The sequence below is a fragment of the Runella sp. MFBS21 genome (assembly GCF_029433105.1).
Taxonomy (GTDB): Bacteria; Bacteroidota; Bacteroidia; order Cytophagales; family Spirosomataceae; genus Runella.
Genome location: NZ_JARNTW010000002.1, coordinates 714,710 through 731,625 on the forward strand (window position 1 = coordinate 714,710; position 16,916 = coordinate 731,625).

At 43.1% G+C, this 16,916-nt stretch carries 25 protein-coding genes; 5 read left to right on the forward strand and 20 right to left on the reverse strand.

The features are described 5' to 3' along the window. Positions 1–2: 2 nt before the first annotated feature. From P1X15_RS07260 to P1X15_RS07320, 13 genes are all read right to left on the reverse strand, one after another. Positions 3–818 (reverse strand): hypothetical protein, encoded by an 816-nt coding sequence (locus P1X15_RS07260; protein ID WP_277337480.1) that lies wholly within the window; start codon positions 816–818, stop codon positions 3–5. Between the two features lie 5 nt (positions 819–823). Next, positions 824–1,387 carry a hypothetical protein gene (locus P1X15_RS07265; protein WP_277337481.1) on the reverse strand — a complete coding sequence of 188 codons (564 nt, stop codon included), beginning with the start codon at positions 1,385–1,387 and terminating at the stop codon, positions 824–826. 119 nt (positions 1,388–1,506) lie between these two features. After that, complete coding sequence (locus P1X15_RS07270) at positions 1,507–1,974, reverse strand: hypothetical protein (RefSeq protein WP_277337482.1); 468 nt, start codon at positions 1,972–1,974, stop codon at positions 1,507–1,509. A gap of 135 nt (positions 1,975–2,109) precedes the next feature. Next, positions 2,110–2,367 carry a hypothetical protein gene (locus tag P1X15_RS07275; RefSeq protein WP_277337483.1) on the reverse strand — a complete coding sequence of 86 codons (258 nt, stop codon included), beginning with the start codon at positions 2,365–2,367 and terminating at the stop codon, positions 2,110–2,112. Continuing rightward, a complete protein-coding gene (locus tag P1X15_RS07280; protein WP_277337484.1) occupies positions 2,354–2,770 on the reverse strand; it encodes a hypothetical protein in 417 nt (138 codons plus the stop codon). The genes P1X15_RS07275 and P1X15_RS07280 overlap by 14 nt, the downstream gene beginning before the upstream one ends. A gap of 3 nt (positions 2,771–2,773) precedes the next feature. Continuing rightward, on the reverse strand, positions 2,774–3,088 hold the full coding sequence (locus P1X15_RS07285) for a hypothetical protein (protein ID WP_277337485.1): 315 nt from the start codon (positions 3,086–3,088) through the stop codon (positions 2,774–2,776). Positions 3,089–3,132: 44 nt separating this feature from the next. Continuing rightward, positions 3,133–3,531 (reverse strand): DUF3127 domain-containing protein, encoded by a 399-nt coding sequence (locus P1X15_RS07290; RefSeq protein ID WP_277337486.1) that lies wholly within the window; start codon positions 3,529–3,531, stop codon positions 3,133–3,135. Between the two features lie 285 nt (positions 3,532–3,816). After that, the gene (locus P1X15_RS07295) at positions 3,817–6,579 is read right to left on the reverse strand and encodes a BT4734/BF3469 family protein (protein ID WP_277337487.1); all 2,763 of its coding nucleotides are present in this window, start codon (positions 6,577–6,579) and stop codon (positions 3,817–3,819) included. 125 nt (positions 6,580–6,704) lie between these two features. After that, positions 6,705–6,914, reverse strand: coding sequence for a hypothetical protein (locus P1X15_RS07300; RefSeq protein ID WP_277337488.1), 210 nt, complete (start codon positions 6,912–6,914; stop codon positions 6,705–6,707). Beyond that, positions 6,901–7,311: a hypothetical protein gene (locus P1X15_RS07305; protein WP_277337489.1), complete on the reverse strand. Its 411-nt coding sequence runs from the start codon at positions 7,309–7,311 to the stop codon at positions 6,901–6,903. Before P1X15_RS07305 ends, P1X15_RS07300 begins: the two co-directional genes overlap by 14 nt. Then, a complete protein-coding gene (locus P1X15_RS07310) occupies positions 7,295–7,429 on the reverse strand; it encodes a hypothetical protein (RefSeq protein ID WP_277337490.1) in 135 nt (44 codons plus the stop codon). Before P1X15_RS07310 ends, P1X15_RS07305 begins: the two co-directional genes overlap by 17 nt. Continuing rightward, positions 7,413–7,694 carry a hypothetical protein gene (locus P1X15_RS07315; RefSeq protein WP_277337491.1) on the reverse strand — a complete coding sequence of 94 codons (282 nt, stop codon included), beginning with the start codon at positions 7,692–7,694 and terminating at the stop codon, positions 7,413–7,415. Before P1X15_RS07315 ends, P1X15_RS07310 begins: the two co-directional genes overlap by 17 nt. Before the next feature lie 124 nt (positions 7,695–7,818). Next, positions 7,819–8,178, reverse strand: coding sequence for a hypothetical protein (locus tag P1X15_RS07320; protein WP_277337492.1), 360 nt, complete (start codon positions 8,176–8,178; stop codon positions 7,819–7,821). 67 nt (positions 8,179–8,245) lie between these two features. On the opposite strand from P1X15_RS07320, the gene P1X15_RS07325 reads away from it, so the two are divergent. After that, positions 8,246–8,689, forward strand: a complete 444-nt coding sequence (locus P1X15_RS07325; RefSeq protein WP_277337493.1) for a helix-turn-helix domain-containing protein — start codon at positions 8,246–8,248, stop codon at positions 8,687–8,689. Positions 8,690–8,795: 106 nt separating this feature from the next. Further along, positions 8,796–9,224 carry a hypothetical protein gene (locus tag P1X15_RS07330; RefSeq protein ID WP_277337494.1) on the forward strand — a complete coding sequence of 143 codons (429 nt, stop codon included), beginning with the start codon at positions 8,796–8,798 and terminating at the stop codon, positions 9,222–9,224. A gap of 235 nt (positions 9,225–9,459) precedes the next feature. Here P1X15_RS07330 and P1X15_RS07335 read toward each other — a convergent pair whose 3' ends face one another. Continuing rightward, positions 9,460–10,155 carry a hypothetical protein gene (locus tag P1X15_RS07335; RefSeq protein ID WP_277337495.1) on the reverse strand — a complete coding sequence of 232 codons (696 nt, stop codon included), beginning with the start codon at positions 10,153–10,155 and terminating at the stop codon, positions 9,460–9,462. Then, positions 10,148–10,675, reverse strand: coding sequence for a hypothetical protein (locus tag P1X15_RS07340; protein ID WP_277337496.1), 528 nt, complete (start codon positions 10,673–10,675; stop codon positions 10,148–10,150). The genes P1X15_RS07335 and P1X15_RS07340 overlap by 8 nt, the downstream gene beginning before the upstream one ends. A gap of 179 nt (positions 10,676–10,854) precedes the next feature. Between P1X15_RS07340 and P1X15_RS07345 the strand changes: the two genes are divergently transcribed. Beyond that, positions 10,855–11,298, forward strand: a complete 444-nt coding sequence (locus tag P1X15_RS07345) for a T9SS type A sorting domain-containing protein (protein WP_277337497.1) — start codon at positions 10,855–10,857, stop codon at positions 11,296–11,298. 288 nt (positions 11,299–11,586) lie between these two features. On the opposite strand, the gene P1X15_RS07350 is transcribed toward P1X15_RS07345, so the two are convergent. After that, positions 11,587–12,819: a hypothetical protein gene (locus P1X15_RS07350; RefSeq protein ID WP_277337498.1), complete on the reverse strand. Its 1,233-nt coding sequence runs from the start codon at positions 12,817–12,819 to the stop codon at positions 11,587–11,589. A 712-nt stretch (positions 12,820–13,531) separates the two neighbouring features. Here P1X15_RS07350 and P1X15_RS07355 point away from each other — a divergent pair. Next, complete coding sequence (locus tag P1X15_RS07355; protein WP_277337499.1) at positions 13,532–13,795, forward strand: hypothetical protein; 264 nt, start codon at positions 13,532–13,534, stop codon at positions 13,793–13,795. Positions 13,796–13,846: 51 nt separating this feature from the next. On the opposite strand, the gene P1X15_RS07360 is transcribed toward P1X15_RS07355, so the two are convergent. The 3 genes from P1X15_RS07360 to P1X15_RS07370 all read right to left on the reverse strand — a co-directional run bounded on the left by P1X15_RS07360 (position 13,847) and on the right by P1X15_RS07370 (position 15,097). Further along, positions 13,847–14,185, reverse strand: a complete 339-nt coding sequence (locus P1X15_RS07360; RefSeq protein ID WP_277337500.1) for a hypothetical protein — start codon at positions 14,183–14,185, stop codon at positions 13,847–13,849. Positions 14,186–14,324: 139 nt separating this feature from the next. After that, positions 14,325–14,540 (reverse strand): hypothetical protein, encoded by a 216-nt coding sequence (locus P1X15_RS07365; RefSeq protein ID WP_277337501.1) that lies wholly within the window; start codon positions 14,538–14,540, stop codon positions 14,325–14,327. 143 nt (positions 14,541–14,683) lie between these two features. Next, positions 14,684–15,097 (reverse strand): hypothetical protein, encoded by a 414-nt coding sequence (locus P1X15_RS07370; protein ID WP_277337502.1) that lies wholly within the window; start codon positions 15,095–15,097, stop codon positions 14,684–14,686. 478 nt (positions 15,098–15,575) lie between these two features. On the opposite strand from P1X15_RS07370, the gene P1X15_RS07375 reads away from it, so the two are divergent. Then, a complete protein-coding gene (locus P1X15_RS07375) occupies positions 15,576–15,983 on the forward strand; it encodes a DoxX family protein (RefSeq protein WP_277337503.1) in 408 nt (135 codons plus the stop codon). 151 nt (positions 15,984–16,134) lie between these two features. On the opposite strand, the gene P1X15_RS07380 is transcribed toward P1X15_RS07375, so the two are convergent. Beyond that, the gene (locus tag P1X15_RS07380) at positions 16,135–16,683 is read right to left on the reverse strand and encodes a hypothetical protein (protein WP_277337504.1); all 549 of its coding nucleotides are present in this window, start codon (positions 16,681–16,683) and stop codon (positions 16,135–16,137) included. Positions 16,684–16,916 lie beyond the last annotated feature (233 nt).

Below are 16,916 nucleotides of genomic sequence, written 5' to 3' on the forward strand. Positions count from 1 at the left end.
GGTTACCAAGTGGTTACGGATTGAGTGAGGGTGCCCCTCAGTTTCATGTTTCCTGAATTGTCCACATAAAACATGGGCGGGTATGTATTAAATTGGGTAGAGTCAAACTCTACGGTTCCTGAAGGGGCGGTGGTGGTCGTAGCTTCGCTGGGGTAAAAGGTAATGTTGTTGGCCGAAACTACGTTGAAGCGTACAAGGTTGTAGGTAGGACTTACCTTTATATAGATGTCCACCTCTCCGGTGGTGGTATTTTTTACGCACAAAATTCCCGCTACAATGTTATCCGCAAGGGGACCTTTTCCACCCGTGATGTACCATTTGTACTTATGGGTGGCTGAGGTACTGCCCCGGTTGGCCAAAATGTACCGGCTGATGAGCAAATGGTCAGCCGCCCAGAGCCGGGTAATAACCAGGTCCACGATGATGTTATCGTAGTTAGCACTACTCTCAAACTCCCGTAGCTTGGCAATCTTCAGATAGGTGGTGGCACCAAAAGCATTGCCCATGTCTTTGCTCATCTGGATGCCATTGATGACACCCGTCACGTTGAAGTTACCATTGACCGTGGCCACGCCCCCTGTCTCAGAGATGAGACTATCGTCAAAGCCCCCCGCCCCATTTTTCTTGGGGAGCCTTCCAGTGGTAGGGTTGACGGGAGCACCACCGATTAACTCCGACATGTAAGTGCCTGCATCAATGAGCGCGGTCAACACATCTGATGCCCGCACGCCCTCCGAACCGCCAATACCCCGTCTGGGTTTGGTGAGTTTAGCGGTCACGCTTGCGATAAAAGAAGCTAAGTTGGGGAAAGTTGGCATAACAATTAGGCGTTAAAGTCAAACGAAAATTCAAAGCTGAAGTCGGCTACGGCAAAAAGATCGGTAAGGTTGATGGTCTCAAGGTAGTAGGAAGGAAAGCCAAAACGCCCCGTAATGGATAGGGTGACTGCATTGCGGGAGGCCACTGAGCGAGACGACTGTACTTCTAGTCCCATTTCATGGCAGCCCGTCAGGTAGGCGGTACCGTTGTAATCTTCCCAAATGGCCGCATACTCACGGTAGCGCGTAGCTTGAACCCAACTCAAGACCTCCACCCGGTCGCGGGGGAACTCCAGCACGAAGTTGGCATCGTAATAGATACCATTGGCATCGCGTCCGGTGGTTTCGGTAAAGAGGCAGCTTTTGGGCTGAAAACCGAGTTTGTCTACGTTGCACCCGACGGGGATAATCAGTCCGTTGCTAGGAATGGTGAGACTATTGAGGTGATTGGGAAAAGTCAGCGGGTCGATGATGCCTTCCAAATGAGCTATATCAAGCAAGTACAGCGTACGCACGTACCCGGCGTTCGTAGCTTGCTCAAAACCACCTATTTCATTTACTGTAACCATAACAGACAAAGGTCAAAAACTAGGTTTAGAATTGGAAGGACACGTTTTTGAAGACCCGAAGCAGGCAGGACACAAAACCGCCGAAATAGGACAGCTTTTTGCCAAAACAGGACATAAAATCATCGGGCATCTTTGGCGCGGTTCACCACTTTGAAGGCCGCTGAGGTGTCATAGTCGTCGGTGTCAATGCCGTATTCTTTGTAGAAACAGTTGACGGCGCCTTGCTCACTGTTGAGCAATGACATCCGGCCACGGGCATAAAAAATCAAGGCGTGCTTAAACATCACCTCCATCGATAGCCCTACTTTGTTGAGGTGCTCATCGGTGAGGAGCTGACGATTAATTCGGAATTTGGGGATGATTTCGACGGTCGGTAATTTGACCGTTTTTTCGGGCAGATAATCCGCCGGGATTTCTGGCTCAGTGAGGGGATGAAAACTGAAAATGGCCGTAATCAATTCCCCTAGCCAATGGTCTTTCCTGATTTCGTAGGGACCTTTGCCTAGGTTGGAAGAATGTTCAAGAAAAGTCTTAACGTGCGGCTTGACGGGAATCGCAATAATTTTGTCAGATTTGGGAGCAGACATAAAATGCTAAGCGTTATATTTGAATTGGGATGTAGCGCTCAGCTATCAATAGGCCCCGTGCTGGTAACACGGGGCTTTGTTGTACAAAAGTATCTCTATCTTACAGTTTAAACCTAAGACTATAATTTAAGAACATTACTCTCTTTCACAATTTCGACAAAACTGCATGACACCCATCCTGAGGAGGTTTTCGACGAGTTTGGCCGATTTGGTGTATATCTTCATTTCGGGAATAACCAGTAACTCAAAAAACTTGACGTTAACGGCATTTTCCCAAATAATCCGAAATACCACAATGGTACGCTTCTTATCATCCAGCCAAATGCTCCCTTCAGTCAAGCGCCAAATACTCCCTTCGGTCAGGAGCCTGATTTGATGACTATTGTTTTCCATTTTCAAATAGTAGTTTTAATTGGTGTTGCTCATGATGTTTGCCATACTTGCGCCGCCGGGCATTGTCTTGGCGGTCGTGATTGAGGTGGCATCGCTGGCAGAGTGCCTTGAGGTTGCTCATTTCGTTGTTGGTCACGTCATGGTCGAGGTGGGCTATGGTGAGGACGATGATTTTCCAATCACCGTAGAAATGAGAGGCTTGGGCTTCTATCAAAATGGACCGGGCTTTTTTGAAGCTTTCAGGTTGTTTTGGGCCGTAAGATTGATAGGTGTTGTTTTCCCACCTCACTACCTGATAATTTCCCACCCCGCAGCATTCACAAGCATTCTGAGCCCTGAGCAGGACGGCGGGCCTGATTTCCGATAGCCAATTGGACGGATAATGGTTATAGTCAATAGGCATATCTTAACCCTTTCCTTGCTCCTTATAAGTTTGATAAAATTTATCAAAAGCGGACTGTAAACCATGAAGTCTCAAAAACTCATAATGAGCTGCTACCAACTTGTTACGTAGCCTTAATTTTTCTTGGGTATCGTTCAGTTCGATGTGGCGTTTTTTTAGACGTCCATGTAAGATTTTAAGGTCTTCATTCAGGTCATCCACCAACTGAACGTGCGTCTTGAGGTGACAAGCCAACAACCGATTTTGAACCTTGAGAGGCAGACTAAGAAAACTCATTTCTGAATTATCTTGGGGGTTCGAAGCTATCATTAAGTCCATGCGTAGAAAGTTTAGGAGGAGCCTTTTACAGGCCCCTCAAGTGATTAGAATGGTACGTCAGATTTAGGGGTATTGGGAGCAGGATTGGCAAATGTTCCGACGGCAGGGGTGGGAGCTGCTTGCCCTGGTACTACAAAAGCGGCGCTGGTACGTTGGATAGCGTTAATTTTCCACACGTCCACATTGGTGTATACTCTCTCTACGCCGTCTTTGTCTACTCCTTTACGTCCCTTTAGCCGGGCAAAAACTTCAATTTCTTGACCCAGCGTAAGATGTTCTACCAAAGTGCATTTGTCGTTGATAAGCTGCATCTCTGGAGTGTTGGGATACTCTGGATTGTCAGAAATATCCACATAAAACTGCCGAATCTTTGTCCCATTGGTGCCTACCTCTTTGATTTGGGTTGCTCCTAGATACTTACCTCGTAATTTGACTTCGTTCATAATTGTACTTTTTAAAGGTGAAAAATTGAATTGAAATAAAAACTATCTTTTCAAATCACCCCCTGTTGGAGTACAACACTACAACACTTTTGTATTTTGTTGATATACAGCACCTTAAATGCTTTTTGCTGTTGTAAAAGTGTTGTAGGCAAAACTACAATTACAACACCACAACACTTTTACAACAGTTTTACAACACTTTTACAACACTATAAATATTGATTATCAGATACTTATATATCATTGTTGTATTGTTGTATAAAATCAGAGGGATGATTTTATATTTTAATTTCTGTTTACTTGCTCAAAATCAAGCCCAAATTTGTCGGAGATTCTAGGGTAAGTGATTGACCAAGAATTTGTTACTACTTTGGTAGCTCTACTGGTATCATCCAAATCGTCGGGCGAAAAACGAATACCTTTTATGATTTCTTTTTCGTCTCTGCCTTGCTCAAAAGCCAAAATCTCCTGACGAAGCGTGTCTCTATCGGCACCAGGCTTAAAATTTATCTGCCGATATTTTTGCTGATAAATTGTATAAACCGATGGAAACCGCAGGTAAAGCATTTCTCCCTCAATGCGGAAATGGACCCCCGGATAGATAAGATTCTGCTCATAGGCGTACTGAAGAATCTCAAAAAACTCACTCAAGGCGGTTTTCTCAGATTGGATGTGGTTTTGGCGGCGGATGTTGGCCACTCCCATTTCTACAAATTCCTCCAGTATGCTTTCGGGGTCACATACCTCCAGTCCTAGGTTGATATGCTCATAGGTTTGCAGGATATAAGCAGGCGTCATCACCCGGGCCATGTTGGAAACCAGACGTTCTACCACACTCTCACCAGAGAGCGAAAATTTAATGCTCGTATAGAGGTTATCGTAGGCTTTCTGAAAGGCGTTTTCAATCAGTGTCCGGTATTGCAATACTTCGACAGTAACAGCCCCAAAACCTACTTTTTCGAGGTCACGTAGGCGGTTGAAGGCATCAATTTGTTGGGGGGTCTTTTTTTGCTCCGTAATAGGAACAAAAATACACCTTGAGAAAAATATGGGGTTGTCGGGCAGGTAATTGGAGGTAAGGGCCAAGGCGCTGAAAATATCGACCGAATCCGTCGCGTGGCTTGTGGTATCGCTTGCTCGGTGGTAGCCGTCGTTGTCGTAAGCTGCTTGCAAAAGGCCCTCGTAAGGAAATTCATTGTTGTACTCATCAAACCAAATCACGGTATTAGAGGCTTGTGACATGAGCCTTACCAGTGCCGCTTCAGTATTTTTGTTTTTGAGGTTAACACCCTGTTGTTCAAAACCGAATAGGTTCGAAATGCTTCTAATGATACTACTCTTTCCGGTCGATGCTCCTCCCTTCAAATACAAAATAGGGCTTGCTTTGGTATGAGCCACCACCAAATCCCGAAATACCGACATCAAGTAAAAACAAGCGGGAATGAAGGCATTTTCTTGCTTGTGAGCTTCGGACAGCATCGAAAACCATCGGTTAAAGCTTATATCGGATTCGGTAAGAGTAAAGCGGTTGAGTTTCTTCTTGTTGGTGATTGGCATAGAGAGGTACTTTTCTCCCGCTTTCACGATACCAAACTCATCAGGTTCGGCAAGCATTTGGGGACCTACTACGGCTTTATTGGCAAAAAAGAACACCTTGGATTCGGGATGCCACCCAAAACGTGAGACTTTCTCGGCGGTGGCAAAATCGGTACCAAACAAGTAGGAATGAAGCTCCCCCAAATAGGCATCGGTGATTTTGAGGCTAAGGCGTTTGGCAGCAATGGCGTCTTTGAGGCGTTTGGCCGAACAAAACTCCTCATGGCTCACTTCGAGATAGATAGGGGGTTTGGAGGGTTGGGTAAGTTCGAGTATCCAAGTAAGTTCCTCATTTTCATCTTCCGTGCAGTATTTGATAAAAATTTGGAAGTTGTCAGCGACCCTTACCCAGTTTTTGTTGCCGTAGATAGAAATCCCCGTGGGATAGTGGTACCACACTTTTCCATCTGCGGAGCTGTCATCATAAGCCTTTCTCTTTTTGGATTTTTCGGTAGGCTCTTCAGATTCAGAGGTTTTGGGGTCTTGGGTTGTCGAGACCTCCTTTTTCTTTTTTGGTTTGGCCTTGTGGGGCAGGATGATTTCTTGGCGAGGTTTAGAGATATCAATGCCATGTTGCTGGGCGGTGCTGAAAAAATAACCGGGTGTAACAAACCGGGTAGTTTTAAGGAAATTATCAAATTTTTTATCGTACTCATGGCCTTCATATTCGGGATGAAAAACCGCAATCCGGTGGTATAAGCTCCGGCCTACTTCGCCCAAAGTGGCAAGGGCAAAGCCCAAAAGCAGGCGGTTGTTGTAACTACTGCCTGGCTCACCGCAGATGTTTATACGTGCCTCTTCGATGCGCTTGACCACCGCCTCGGCATGAGCTGCTACATCATCCATCGGACCCGTGTAAGGTAGAGGTGTATGTTTCTTTTTGGGCAGTGCCAAGCCTTTGATTTTATACTCCAGACTGTCGGGGTTGTAATACACCTCCGGGTCATGACTCAAGAAACAAGCGCGGGTGACGTCGCAGCACTGTGCATCGGCGCTGGGGGAGCAAGAATAGGTTTGCTGAAAGTACTGACTCAGGTCGTAGAAGTACTCTTTGTGCTTTTCGGAGCTGCAAGCTTTAATCTGCACAACGATTTTGAGGCCATTGCCGCGCGGACTCACAAAACACAGCCTAACGTAAGGGTCAGACTGGAGCTGCATCCGGGTTTCGTCGAGGCTGCCTACATTGTCAAAATCAAGGCTCATTAGCCCACTGTGCTGAACAAGGTTTGTTTCAAGCCGGGTGGGCAAAAAAGTACCAGAAAAGGTGACATAAGGCAGCTCTTTTTTAGCGGCTTTTTGGCTTTTTTTGTCCGTAAAAGCTCGTATAGCCTGTATGAGTAAGGCATAGGTATCACCCTTGATTAGCTCCACAACCTGTTCGATTTGGAGCGTGTCAGAGGGGATTTGTCCCGCGTTAGTACCTATATTTTGGGTGAAAAAACTAATCATCATATATACTTTAAAAAATGAAATCAATCAGATAAAATCCCCTGCTCTCGTCCCCGACAACTGCCGGGGGGAGAAACTTTAATTAAACCCTTAACCTTGTTTCCACTACGGGAGCAGGGGGGATTGTTTTAGTCACCGAGTTGGGAAAGAAGCCGCTCCAGTCGGGTTTGTTCACGCCTAAACTCACTGAGCTGCCAAGGGTGGGCGTATTGCTGTGGGAGCGATTCTATGGCTTCTCTGACAATGCGCCTGCAAGCGGCCATTCCCGCCGCTCCTAGCTTCCATGAGCTTTTGGTACGGAGCATGTGTTCGACCTGAGCGACATTAGTAGGCGTCATCAACACGGTCGTTTTGGGCGACATTAGTTTTCTCTTTTGCATGTAGCATGAGGTTACGTTCGATATGCTCCACCTGTGCGTACTTTTTCAAATATTCGTTAGGAAGCAGCTCAGCTAGCCAATGAAGGCTCGTAAGATATCCTTTGAACCACAGAATGAGCCGTACAATTAAGTCCACATCTTTTGCCAACAAAAGGACGGTAATAGCCTCTTTGGAATTTCCTTGTTGGGGGAATTGAAAGATGATATCCTCAAAGATGATGAGGAGTTGTCGTTGCTCACTTTCGGAAAAATGTTGAGCCCTTTGCAGAGGGTGACAAGACAGTTCCAGGAGCATATCGTAAGTGGCCACCCACTCAGAAGGCCGTTGGGTTATTTGCTTAGTCGTTGTAGTCATTGTGATAGGGTTCATCCGAATTGGGGGTGAAAAAGTGGAGTAGAAAAAAAGCAGCTAGCATAAGAGCCATTAGCACAATGTTGCCAGTTTCGTAGAGTAAATCACACAGTTTTTTCATGAGCATTTCGGCTAAAATCGTTTGGTAGGATTCCCTTAAATATGAGGTAGCGTTCTACGTCATTTTGAGCCACACTTGAGCTATGTCTTAGTATCAGCTCGCGTTTGGTAGTTGCCAAAAAAGCCCAACCCATTGAGTAATTGTTAGAGGTATCCACCCCTCCGAGTATAGTATCATCCCAGGCAGGCATACCGTCTTTTTGAAGATACTCTTTACGGGCTACGATGAGCATACCACGCTCTGTTTCAATCCATAGATGTTTCATTGTGCTTAGAATTTGAATGTTAATTGATTGGTTTATTTATCCTTGTGGTGGGGGATTCGGAGCAGGAAAGGAGCCGCGATAAGCAGTCCAAGGGTTAGGAGTAGTTTAGTTAGGAGCATAGGGCCTATCTTTTGTTTTGGTCAAACTTCTCTTTTAGCTTTTGTGTCGTGGAGAACTTTGGCTGATAAGCTTCCACAATCCCCATTTTTTTGAAGGAATTGTTAAGGCGACTAGAGGGGGTTTCAAAAGTCTTTGACTTAGCCAGAATTTCCATAGCATTGATGATTCTAATCATCGCTTCTTCTCCAGCCTTTTCCCTCTTGGCGTTTCTTATGTCGTTGTAGCCACTGACGGAATCGAAATAGTGATCAATGAGAGCAAGCCTTTTAGACAGACGTTCTGCTCCACCACATTCACTTAGCAGTTCACGAAACCGTCGGCGTAGCTTCTCGACCGTTCGCTCAATAGATTGATTCTTTATCATAGAGAGTTTTGGTTATCAATCCTTACACTGTATTTTTACCATGTAAATTTTACCGTGTAATAATTACATGGTAAATATCCAACTTGTAGTTGGATTATCCAAATTAAACCAACAATTTTTTACAACTATGACGGCATTTTCTAAGAACCTAATAAAGTTTAGGAATGAAAAAGGATTGACACAGAAAGAGTTAGCCGAAAAGCTAGGGATTAAAAATCAGTCCGTATCAAAATGGGAAAAAGGCGAAGCTTTGCCTAAAGGTGAAAGACTAATGAAGTTGTGTGAGATACTAGGAGTCACGCCCAATCAACTGAGTTATGAACAAAATGGGTCCGGCGATGGGGTAATTGACTTGGGTGAAAAGGTGGTACTTGATAAGGCGGTTTGGGAGGCTAAGGAAAAAGAACTTGAATATCTTCGTGCTATTTATGATTTGAATAAACAGAAGGAAGAGCGAGATAAAAAAATTGAAAGTCTTAAAAATATTGAAACACCTGTGGACAAGCCCTAATTAGGGGTAATTCCTAAAAAAAACGATTTTGAGTGTTTTTACTCAAAAAAATTATCAAGCTGTAATTTATTTAATTGACATAATTTAAACCTTAAAACCTCTATTTATGAAGAAAAAAATACTAATAGGACTCTTTGCCCTAGTGATTGCTTTTTTGGCTTATCAAAGAATATTTCATGGAGAAGAAATTGATAAACGCAATGCAGAAAGGTTAGCTGAAACCATTAAAGAAGATTCATTGCAGCAAGCAGAAATGGTTGAAAACGTTCCTGCTCCTAATAAAGACAAGGCCTTGACAGAAATAAAAAAAGAGCCTAAAGTATTAGATGCTGTCATCACAGAAAGCAATGTACTCTATGCTTCAGTAAAAGATGATGGTACTCGAAGAGACGGATATGCTGAGTATCTATGCCAAGTCTTAAAGGATAATGGCTTAACTAATGTCCGTGTAAAAATCGTAAAGTACAATTCGAGTAAAGATGCTAAAAGAGACAATGCCTATGGTGTATTGCTAGGACAGTCAGATTGCCAATAATGGTGGCAAAACCGAAGAAGTATAATTGATTGTTTAACAGGTGCTTACATGTATTTTTCTAGGGGAATGGTTGTGAGTTCGAATCTCGCCATCCCGACAATTGAAAAGCCTGTAAGCCAAAAACTTACAGGCTTTATGTTTTTAAAGTGGCGAAACTACGCAATCTTGCAAAACTATAGTAATAAAAATGTACTTGGCGTGTTCAAGCGGGTTGAGTTGGTGGGGTAGTTGTTGTTCAAAATCCGGGGGGAATGGCCTTTAATTCGTCCGAAGTGAGCCTGCTCCGTTGCTCAATCATGGCATTGTAATGCTCTTCGGTTTCGTAAATCCACATTCCTTCTTGGGTCCAGCTTGCGGAGCTGAAGTCGAAGAACCCTTTGTTCCAAGGGTGGTTTGCCCAGGGAGCGTAGTTGTTTCCACGCCTCGCGGGGAGCAGCACTTTCCTTACAAAATCACTGCTGATGGTGGCTGATTCATCAATGAGCACGCCGTCGATGCTGAGACCTCGGTGGGTTTCGGCGCGGTCTTGGCTGCAAAACTGGAGCGTAAAGCCATTGATGAAGCTAAGGCAATATTGATAGCCCAGCCTGCCCACTTTTTTGTAGGGAGTGATCCAGTGATCGGGTGGCCGAATACCTACCACATACACGCCCGCCGGGTTTTGTTTGGGATGGTATTCGGAATAGCCCATAAAGCCTAATGCCTCCCGAATGGCGGGTAAAACAATGAGGTCGAGTTGGACATAGGTGAGTCCCCCTACGACCCATTTGGCACGAGGAAAATCATTGAACAATTTACCTACCACAAAGCCTAACACCGTAGACTTTCCGGAGGCACGACCGCCGATGAATGATTTGCGGTTGGCTCTGGACCTCAAAAATTTAATTTGTTTATCGTTGGCGTGTATCTTGACGACCTTCTCGTTATTCATCTAGTTCCTGTTGTTGCTGTTTGAGCACGTTTACGTTATTGACGAAAATGAATTTGGCCGCTTTGATGAAATCATCAGGGTTGAGCCCGGTTTCATCGGTTTCGTGGAGTTTGGCGAGTTTGTCGGCTTTATCGCGGGCCGTGACGGCGGTTTCGTACTGCTTGTCTTTCATGGCCAAGTTTGACATGAGGTCATAAAAAGCGATGCTTGCCGCTCGGCGTCCATCCTTATCGACTTGGTCGAGGCGACCATGAATAAACTTAGACTCCTCAAAAATGTAACGGGCTTGACGTTCCTGAAGGTCGTGTTTCCTCATGAGCTGACTACGTACCATTTCTTCGGTACGGCCCATGCAGTAGAGTGCCCATGCTTCGCGGTATCGTTCGAGCATTTCTTGCTGGGTGGGGGTGAGCTGCTCCCACTCGACTTCGCGGCCATAGTACTTGAGGTAGATGTCCAATCGGTCTTCATCTATCTTGAGTACCCGTTTTAGTTTTCCAATTCCTAGTTTCTTTGCCATAATAAAATAAAAATCACACCCCAAGTTGAGGTGTGATTGGGGGAGTAAAAAGGACGGAATTTTTAGAGCGCTATTGACTAGCTACACTTTTACACGCTTGGTGTTAAGCTATTTCAGGGATATACAATTCTCCTCCTCCGGCCGAAATCACCCCATTAACAACCGGCAATGACAACACCTTGTTTAAAGTCACTCTTCAAGCCAACAAAGGAGAACGATTTTCGTATCAATGGCAAAAAGACAATCAGGACATAGAAGGAGCCAATCAGGTAGCTTATGAGATTTCCAATTCGGGAAATTATACCGTGAAAGTCACTCACAATGGCTGCAGTAACGTTTCTAAAGCCATATATATAGTTATCAGCCCTATATTGAGTACAGAGCCAAGCAGTGCAGAGAACAATTTAAGCGTTTTCCCAAATCCTAATAACGGCACCTTTAAAATGGAAATACCCACTGATTTTAAAAATGGGAAAGTAGCACTTTTTGATATGATGGGGCATGCTTTACCACTACAGCAGCACGACGGATATTTTCAGATAAACACTCCCGCCAAAGGAAGTTATATTATCAATGTAAGCAATGGACTGAAAATAGTTACCACCAAAATTTTGGTTGAATAGTGTTTTAGTGTACCGGCATCTTCTCACTTGATGCCATCTCAAAAATGCCGGGCCGATTTCTATGGTTTAAACAAGCAAGTCCGGAATAATCTTACTTAGTTTCAAAGAGACAGCCAGGTAAATTGTAATAGACAATGGTTCAATTTACTTGGCTGTATATGTTGGTTGATTTGCACAAGGGTAGGGAAAGAACCGGAACTTTATTTCCTTCATCAGGGTTCGAACTTCGGTCACCACATCAGAATGGTTTGTGGTCCGGCATAGGTTGTAACATATGCCCTACGAAAATCAATATTCCTTAAATTTAAGAACCGGCGTTATTCCGTAGCTAATCAGGATATTTTGGCGATCCCTGTCCGTTTTCCATTGTTTTAATTGCACAAATGTCCCGTAGTCATCATAAATATATTCTTCGATAAAATAGGCGTTTTTTGATCCACCGTCCCAACTATCCAAAAGTTCCCTCCTTTCCAGTTTTCCCCGATTATTCAGGACATATTTATCGTCTCTAAGTGAGTTAACGGCAACTACTTTGCCGTCAACGTATTGAAAATCAAAAGAATATTGATCCGATGCAAAATAAACAAGATTGTCTTTGGTGTAAGAATTGATATGAAAATAGTCGGTTCCCTGATCAAAGTCGGTGGAAACCAGTTCGCCAACCCTCGGAGGCATAATAAATTGTTGGAATCCGGGGGAGCTTAGATTCCCGATTTGTTTTGTTAATCTTCCCTGTGCGTCGTACTGATTTTCTTCATAAAATTTAGTACCGGAAACTTTACGATGAATGAGTCTGCCGGAATTGTCATAGTTGTATTCCCAGGTTTGGATATCAGGCCCTCTTTTTTGAAATACCGGGTTATTGTATTTATCATAAACAGCTTCAAATATGGTTTCTTTTGCATTCCAAGCTTTTAAAAGTCTTCCCTTGCCATTAAAAGTGCGAAATATTTCGTAAACAACCTGCCTGTTTCCGGTTTTGATATTAAGATAATATCGAAGTTCATGTTTGATGCGATCGGATTCGCCGTCATACTCATATTCCTGATGAATTTCACGATCCGGATCTAATGTCTTGCCATCCGGAACCGTATAGCTATGTGGTAAAACAAGATCATTAAACCTCTGGATGGACTTAATAAGTCTAAAGTGGTTATCATAAGTTAATTTGACCGTGCTGGGATATGCTCCCCAAAGCCCGGGAAACCCTTCGCCATATCCTGCCTCAATTTTCGCTACTGTCGGAAAACCGTTTTCATCGAAATCTGTTACGTTATATTTAGGGCCAATTCCGCCGGTGTACATCCCATACTCACCATAGACATTAATGTTTTCTCCATAAACCAATATTCGCCGGTTTCTTTGGACATTGAGTGTGTTGTCCTGAAGCTGATTCTCCATAGGATCGACGAGGTTCTTACTATCATTGCAGGCGAATAAGAAAGTAAACCCCATAATGATAACAAATACTGATTTTGAAAATTTCATAGTATAAAATTTTAGTTCTAAGGGATTAGACATGTTTTATAAAAAAACAGTTGTATCAGGCTATTAAATTTTTTCAATCAGTCATTGTTTTCTTTCATTGGCTAAACAAACCAAGAGTATAGAAATCATGACTTTGTCTGACAATTTCTACTACTTTATTGTCTCACCAAACGGGCGTTTCACAAGACAATCTTCGACGTTAAAAAACTTTCAGAAATAGCTACTAAAATGTCTTTTAGTGTTATCTCACGAATCAAAGTCTTCTTAACTCATTGCTCAATGAGTTAAGAAGATTTAAAAAGCAGGAAAGCTACTATTTTAAAACAAACTCATCCCACTAGGGTCGCTTATGGCTTTTTTGGCTCGTTCCTTAAACTCCTCTTCGCGGAGCATTTCGGACTGGTTCATTAGCAAAGTATTATTCTTTGTGGTAAGTAAGAGGTTATTTAGTAAGGCTTTACCTGATTTTTATAGAATAAAGTTTTTTTAAAAAAAGTAGAGAACTGTGGAACTAACTGAATGCTGTAAATGTATCTCAACTAACGCAATAACAAAGTTTTGTTCTATGATGCATCTCTCGCCATTTTACTCCGACCTTATTAAGTCCATCTCGACTGGACGAGTGGGGAGTGTGCATTACATAGAGCGAAAATGTAGATAGACTAAAAAAACTATTCATATTTAAGAGCTCAGATAATTATTAATTTCTGAGCTCTTTTTTTACTTAAACCAAAACAAAACGCCCATGAAAAAGCAACTCGCAGCCCTTATAGTTGTAACACTTGTACTTGCAGGGAACACTTTATTTGCAAAATCTGAAAGTGGTTCTCGTTCGCATGGAATCATCGAAGGAGGTGTAGGCCGCAACCTTGTATCGGTAGAATCGACTCTTGACCTAATTCTTTTCGCAAAAAGTGGTGGTTTTGAGCGTGTAATTGTAGCCCAAGGTGGTAGTGGTACTAAGGGTGGCTTTGCCGCCAAGGGAGGCATTTCTTCAGGAGGAGGATAAGTGATTACATCAAGAAATAGAAAAAGGGGGCATTCGCTCCCCTTTTCTATTTTAAAACAAACTCATCCCACTAGGGTCGCTTATGGCTTTTTTGGCTCGTTCCTTAAACTCCTCTTCGCGGAGCATTTCGGTCTGGTTCATTAGCAACGCCCCCTCCTCAAAAAAGTGTTTCCAACCTCGCCTAGCTCTTCGACCGTGGTCATTGTGTTTATCGTACGCAAAGTCAGGGATTGGATTTTTTTTGAAAGGGTGAGTGAGCCATGCCCAAATCAACGCCCAATCTACCAAACGGCTTTTTTTGGAACGACAAAGCAACAAAACCGCGTGCGTCAGAAACAAACGTTGCGGCTCGTTAGCATCATCCTTTTTCTTTGACTGCTTTTCAAACATGCAACAAAGTCATTTTTAGGAAAGAATGTCAGGCTATTGACTTTTACATATTCATGTGAGGGCATCGGCTTTGGTTTCGCTCCAGAGTTTACCTATCTCATAAGGGTTTTGGCTATTTTGGATGAAGTACTTACTTACCTCATTTTCCGAAATATTTAAAAGAAGAGGCGTAGGCGGCTGAATAAATATTGAGTTTGGCACATACCGATTTGTCCAAGGTATTGATGTGCATTTGTCGTCCTACTTCCGATGCCCATTCCAAATATTTCCTTTCGGTTTTGCCAGTAGCGGCGATGATGTGTTCTAAATGAGTTGTGACCCGATTGCTTTTTTGGGGGATGCTTTGTTGTTCCATTTTGCTTAGAATGTTTACTTTAAAACACAGAATATCAAATAATTATCTATTATTTGATAGTGTAAATATCTCCCGGCAGAACGGATTAAAAAAGCGTTTTTCCTGATTTTTTAATAGCTATTTTTAGATAGTTACTGCCCTAATTATGGTTGTGGTCTTAATTTCTTAAAAATCCATGCGGCAAGTGCCCCCAAAAATCCAAGTAAAGCACATATGGCCATCATACTCACAATAGCGTAAATCCACACAGTAGGCGTTAGTTCGAAATTCATTATAGATGCTTTTGCTTTTAAAAGCATGGAGATAGTCCAGCCAATAGTTGCATCAAACGCACCTAGCAGAGCTGCATAGATGACGGCGGTTCTTTTGTTTGTTTTCAGCGATATAAAAAAGGGGATTAGAATGTAAATGGTGTAGGATAGAGGGTAAAAAGAAGAGTATTGGATATCATACACTCGTGAAATAATGGAGCAGATGGAATCTACTAAAGTGATGGAAAAAATCCCAATGTAGAAGATTGGGAGTCCTTTCTTTAAAGTTGTGCGAAATTGTGGCATTTAAAAAGGTAGTTTTAAGGTTTTCTGGAAAGGGTGTTTGCTATTCTGTTTGTTTTTCCGCGATTCCACTACCTCCCCAAATACTTGACTGAGGAAATGGAAGTCTTTTTCTTCAGCCTCCAAATTACGAAATTCTACCAAGCCCCCACGATTGACGAAGGTGTCTTTTTGCTTCCAATAAAAACGCGTATCCTTTCAAAGCAGTCGATGACGGCGCGCGTTGAGGAGGCTTATCCACTAGAATGAGGTACGGTCATCTTGACCGTACCTCTGTGTTAAGACTCATAACAAATTTTTACCCTTAGTCCTTTATCAATTCCCGCAAATTAACCCCGGCAAAGTTCAAAACGTTGCCGGGGTTTTGGACTGTTTGCTGAGCAATGATGCTTGACACAATTCCTGGAGGCGGCCCCCCCCAATGCCTAGAATAGGCTGCGGATTCTTCTTACTTTTGCTGTTACAACAAATTCTGTAAGATATGCTTCAGTTTTTCAAACCTTCTTCCCTCCACAATTACACCGACTTGGGATTGCTCATTTTGAGAATAGGAGTGCCTTTGCTTTTATTGACCCACGGCTATGACAAATTCCTGACATTTTTGGAGGGAGCGTCTGATTTTCCCGATCCGCTGCACGTGGGTGCTAGGTTGTCGCACGCTTTGGCCGTGCTAGGGGAGGTGATTGCCCCTGTTTTGGTAATGTTGGGCTTGCTGACGCGGGTAGCGGCTGGAATCGAAATCATTCATTTTTTGGTGGTTGCGTTTCTGATGCATGCCCACGAACCACTGAGCGAAAAAGAACACGCTTTGCTTTATTTGTTGCCTTATGCTACTATTTTTTTGGCAGGGGCGGGGAGGTATTCAGTCGATAGGCTGATTGCTAAATAGGCCGACTATCGTCAGTCACAAAAACGTAAAGGCAAGATTTTAATTAGGAATTTTTGGCCTATTTTTAAATATACGCTATACTAAAAAAGCGCTTCCTCGAAAGCGCTTTTTTGTTTGATAAATGATTGTTGGGAAGTTTTCCGACTTCAAATTATTCGCTAATGCGGTAAAACAACGAAACTCGGAAAGGAATATTTATTTTGGTAAGACTGCCTAAAATAGGAATGCTTTCTTCGAGATCTACTTTTGCTCCCGTTTTTATATCATTGTATTTGTAAATAGGATTATAGCCCAAGCCGCCTTCTACGCTGTAGCCTAGGCGTTCCCAAATAAAGCCTTTTTGACCAATCATCAGACCCGTAGACAAACGAGTGTGTCGGGTAGGCTCTTGAAAATCAATTTTGTCACTTCTAAAAATGGCGTAAGGGCTGACGTAAAAACCCGTGAGGTCATCGTGGTGACCAAAATAAAAATTACCTTTGAACCCCGCAATCCAGCCAAATCTTTTGACCGAAATATCCTGCCCATTTATGCTTGTGCCGTCGGCCCATTTGCGAAAATTAAGTCCTACAATGGGTTCGAGGCCGATATTGGGCAGAGCCGGAATTTCATAACTTACTTCTAATCTTTGACTAGTAGCACTCATCAAATTGAGTTTTACATCTTGCTGAGCCAAAGCACCGTAAAGGGTGCATTGCAAATTGTCGTTTAAGTTAGTAATTTACATTCTTTTAATTATGACACGAGAAGAGTTACATAAACTAATAGATTCCGAGTACGATAAACTTGAATCAATGCCCTTGGGCCACACATTGTACGATTTAGAAGTAAGGGTTGAAATGATCAAGCAGAAGGTTGGTCAAGCCCTGCTACAGAGCCAAAGCGGTGCGTGTAATGATCGTCGAAAAAAAAAAGATACTGACACGCAGCGGG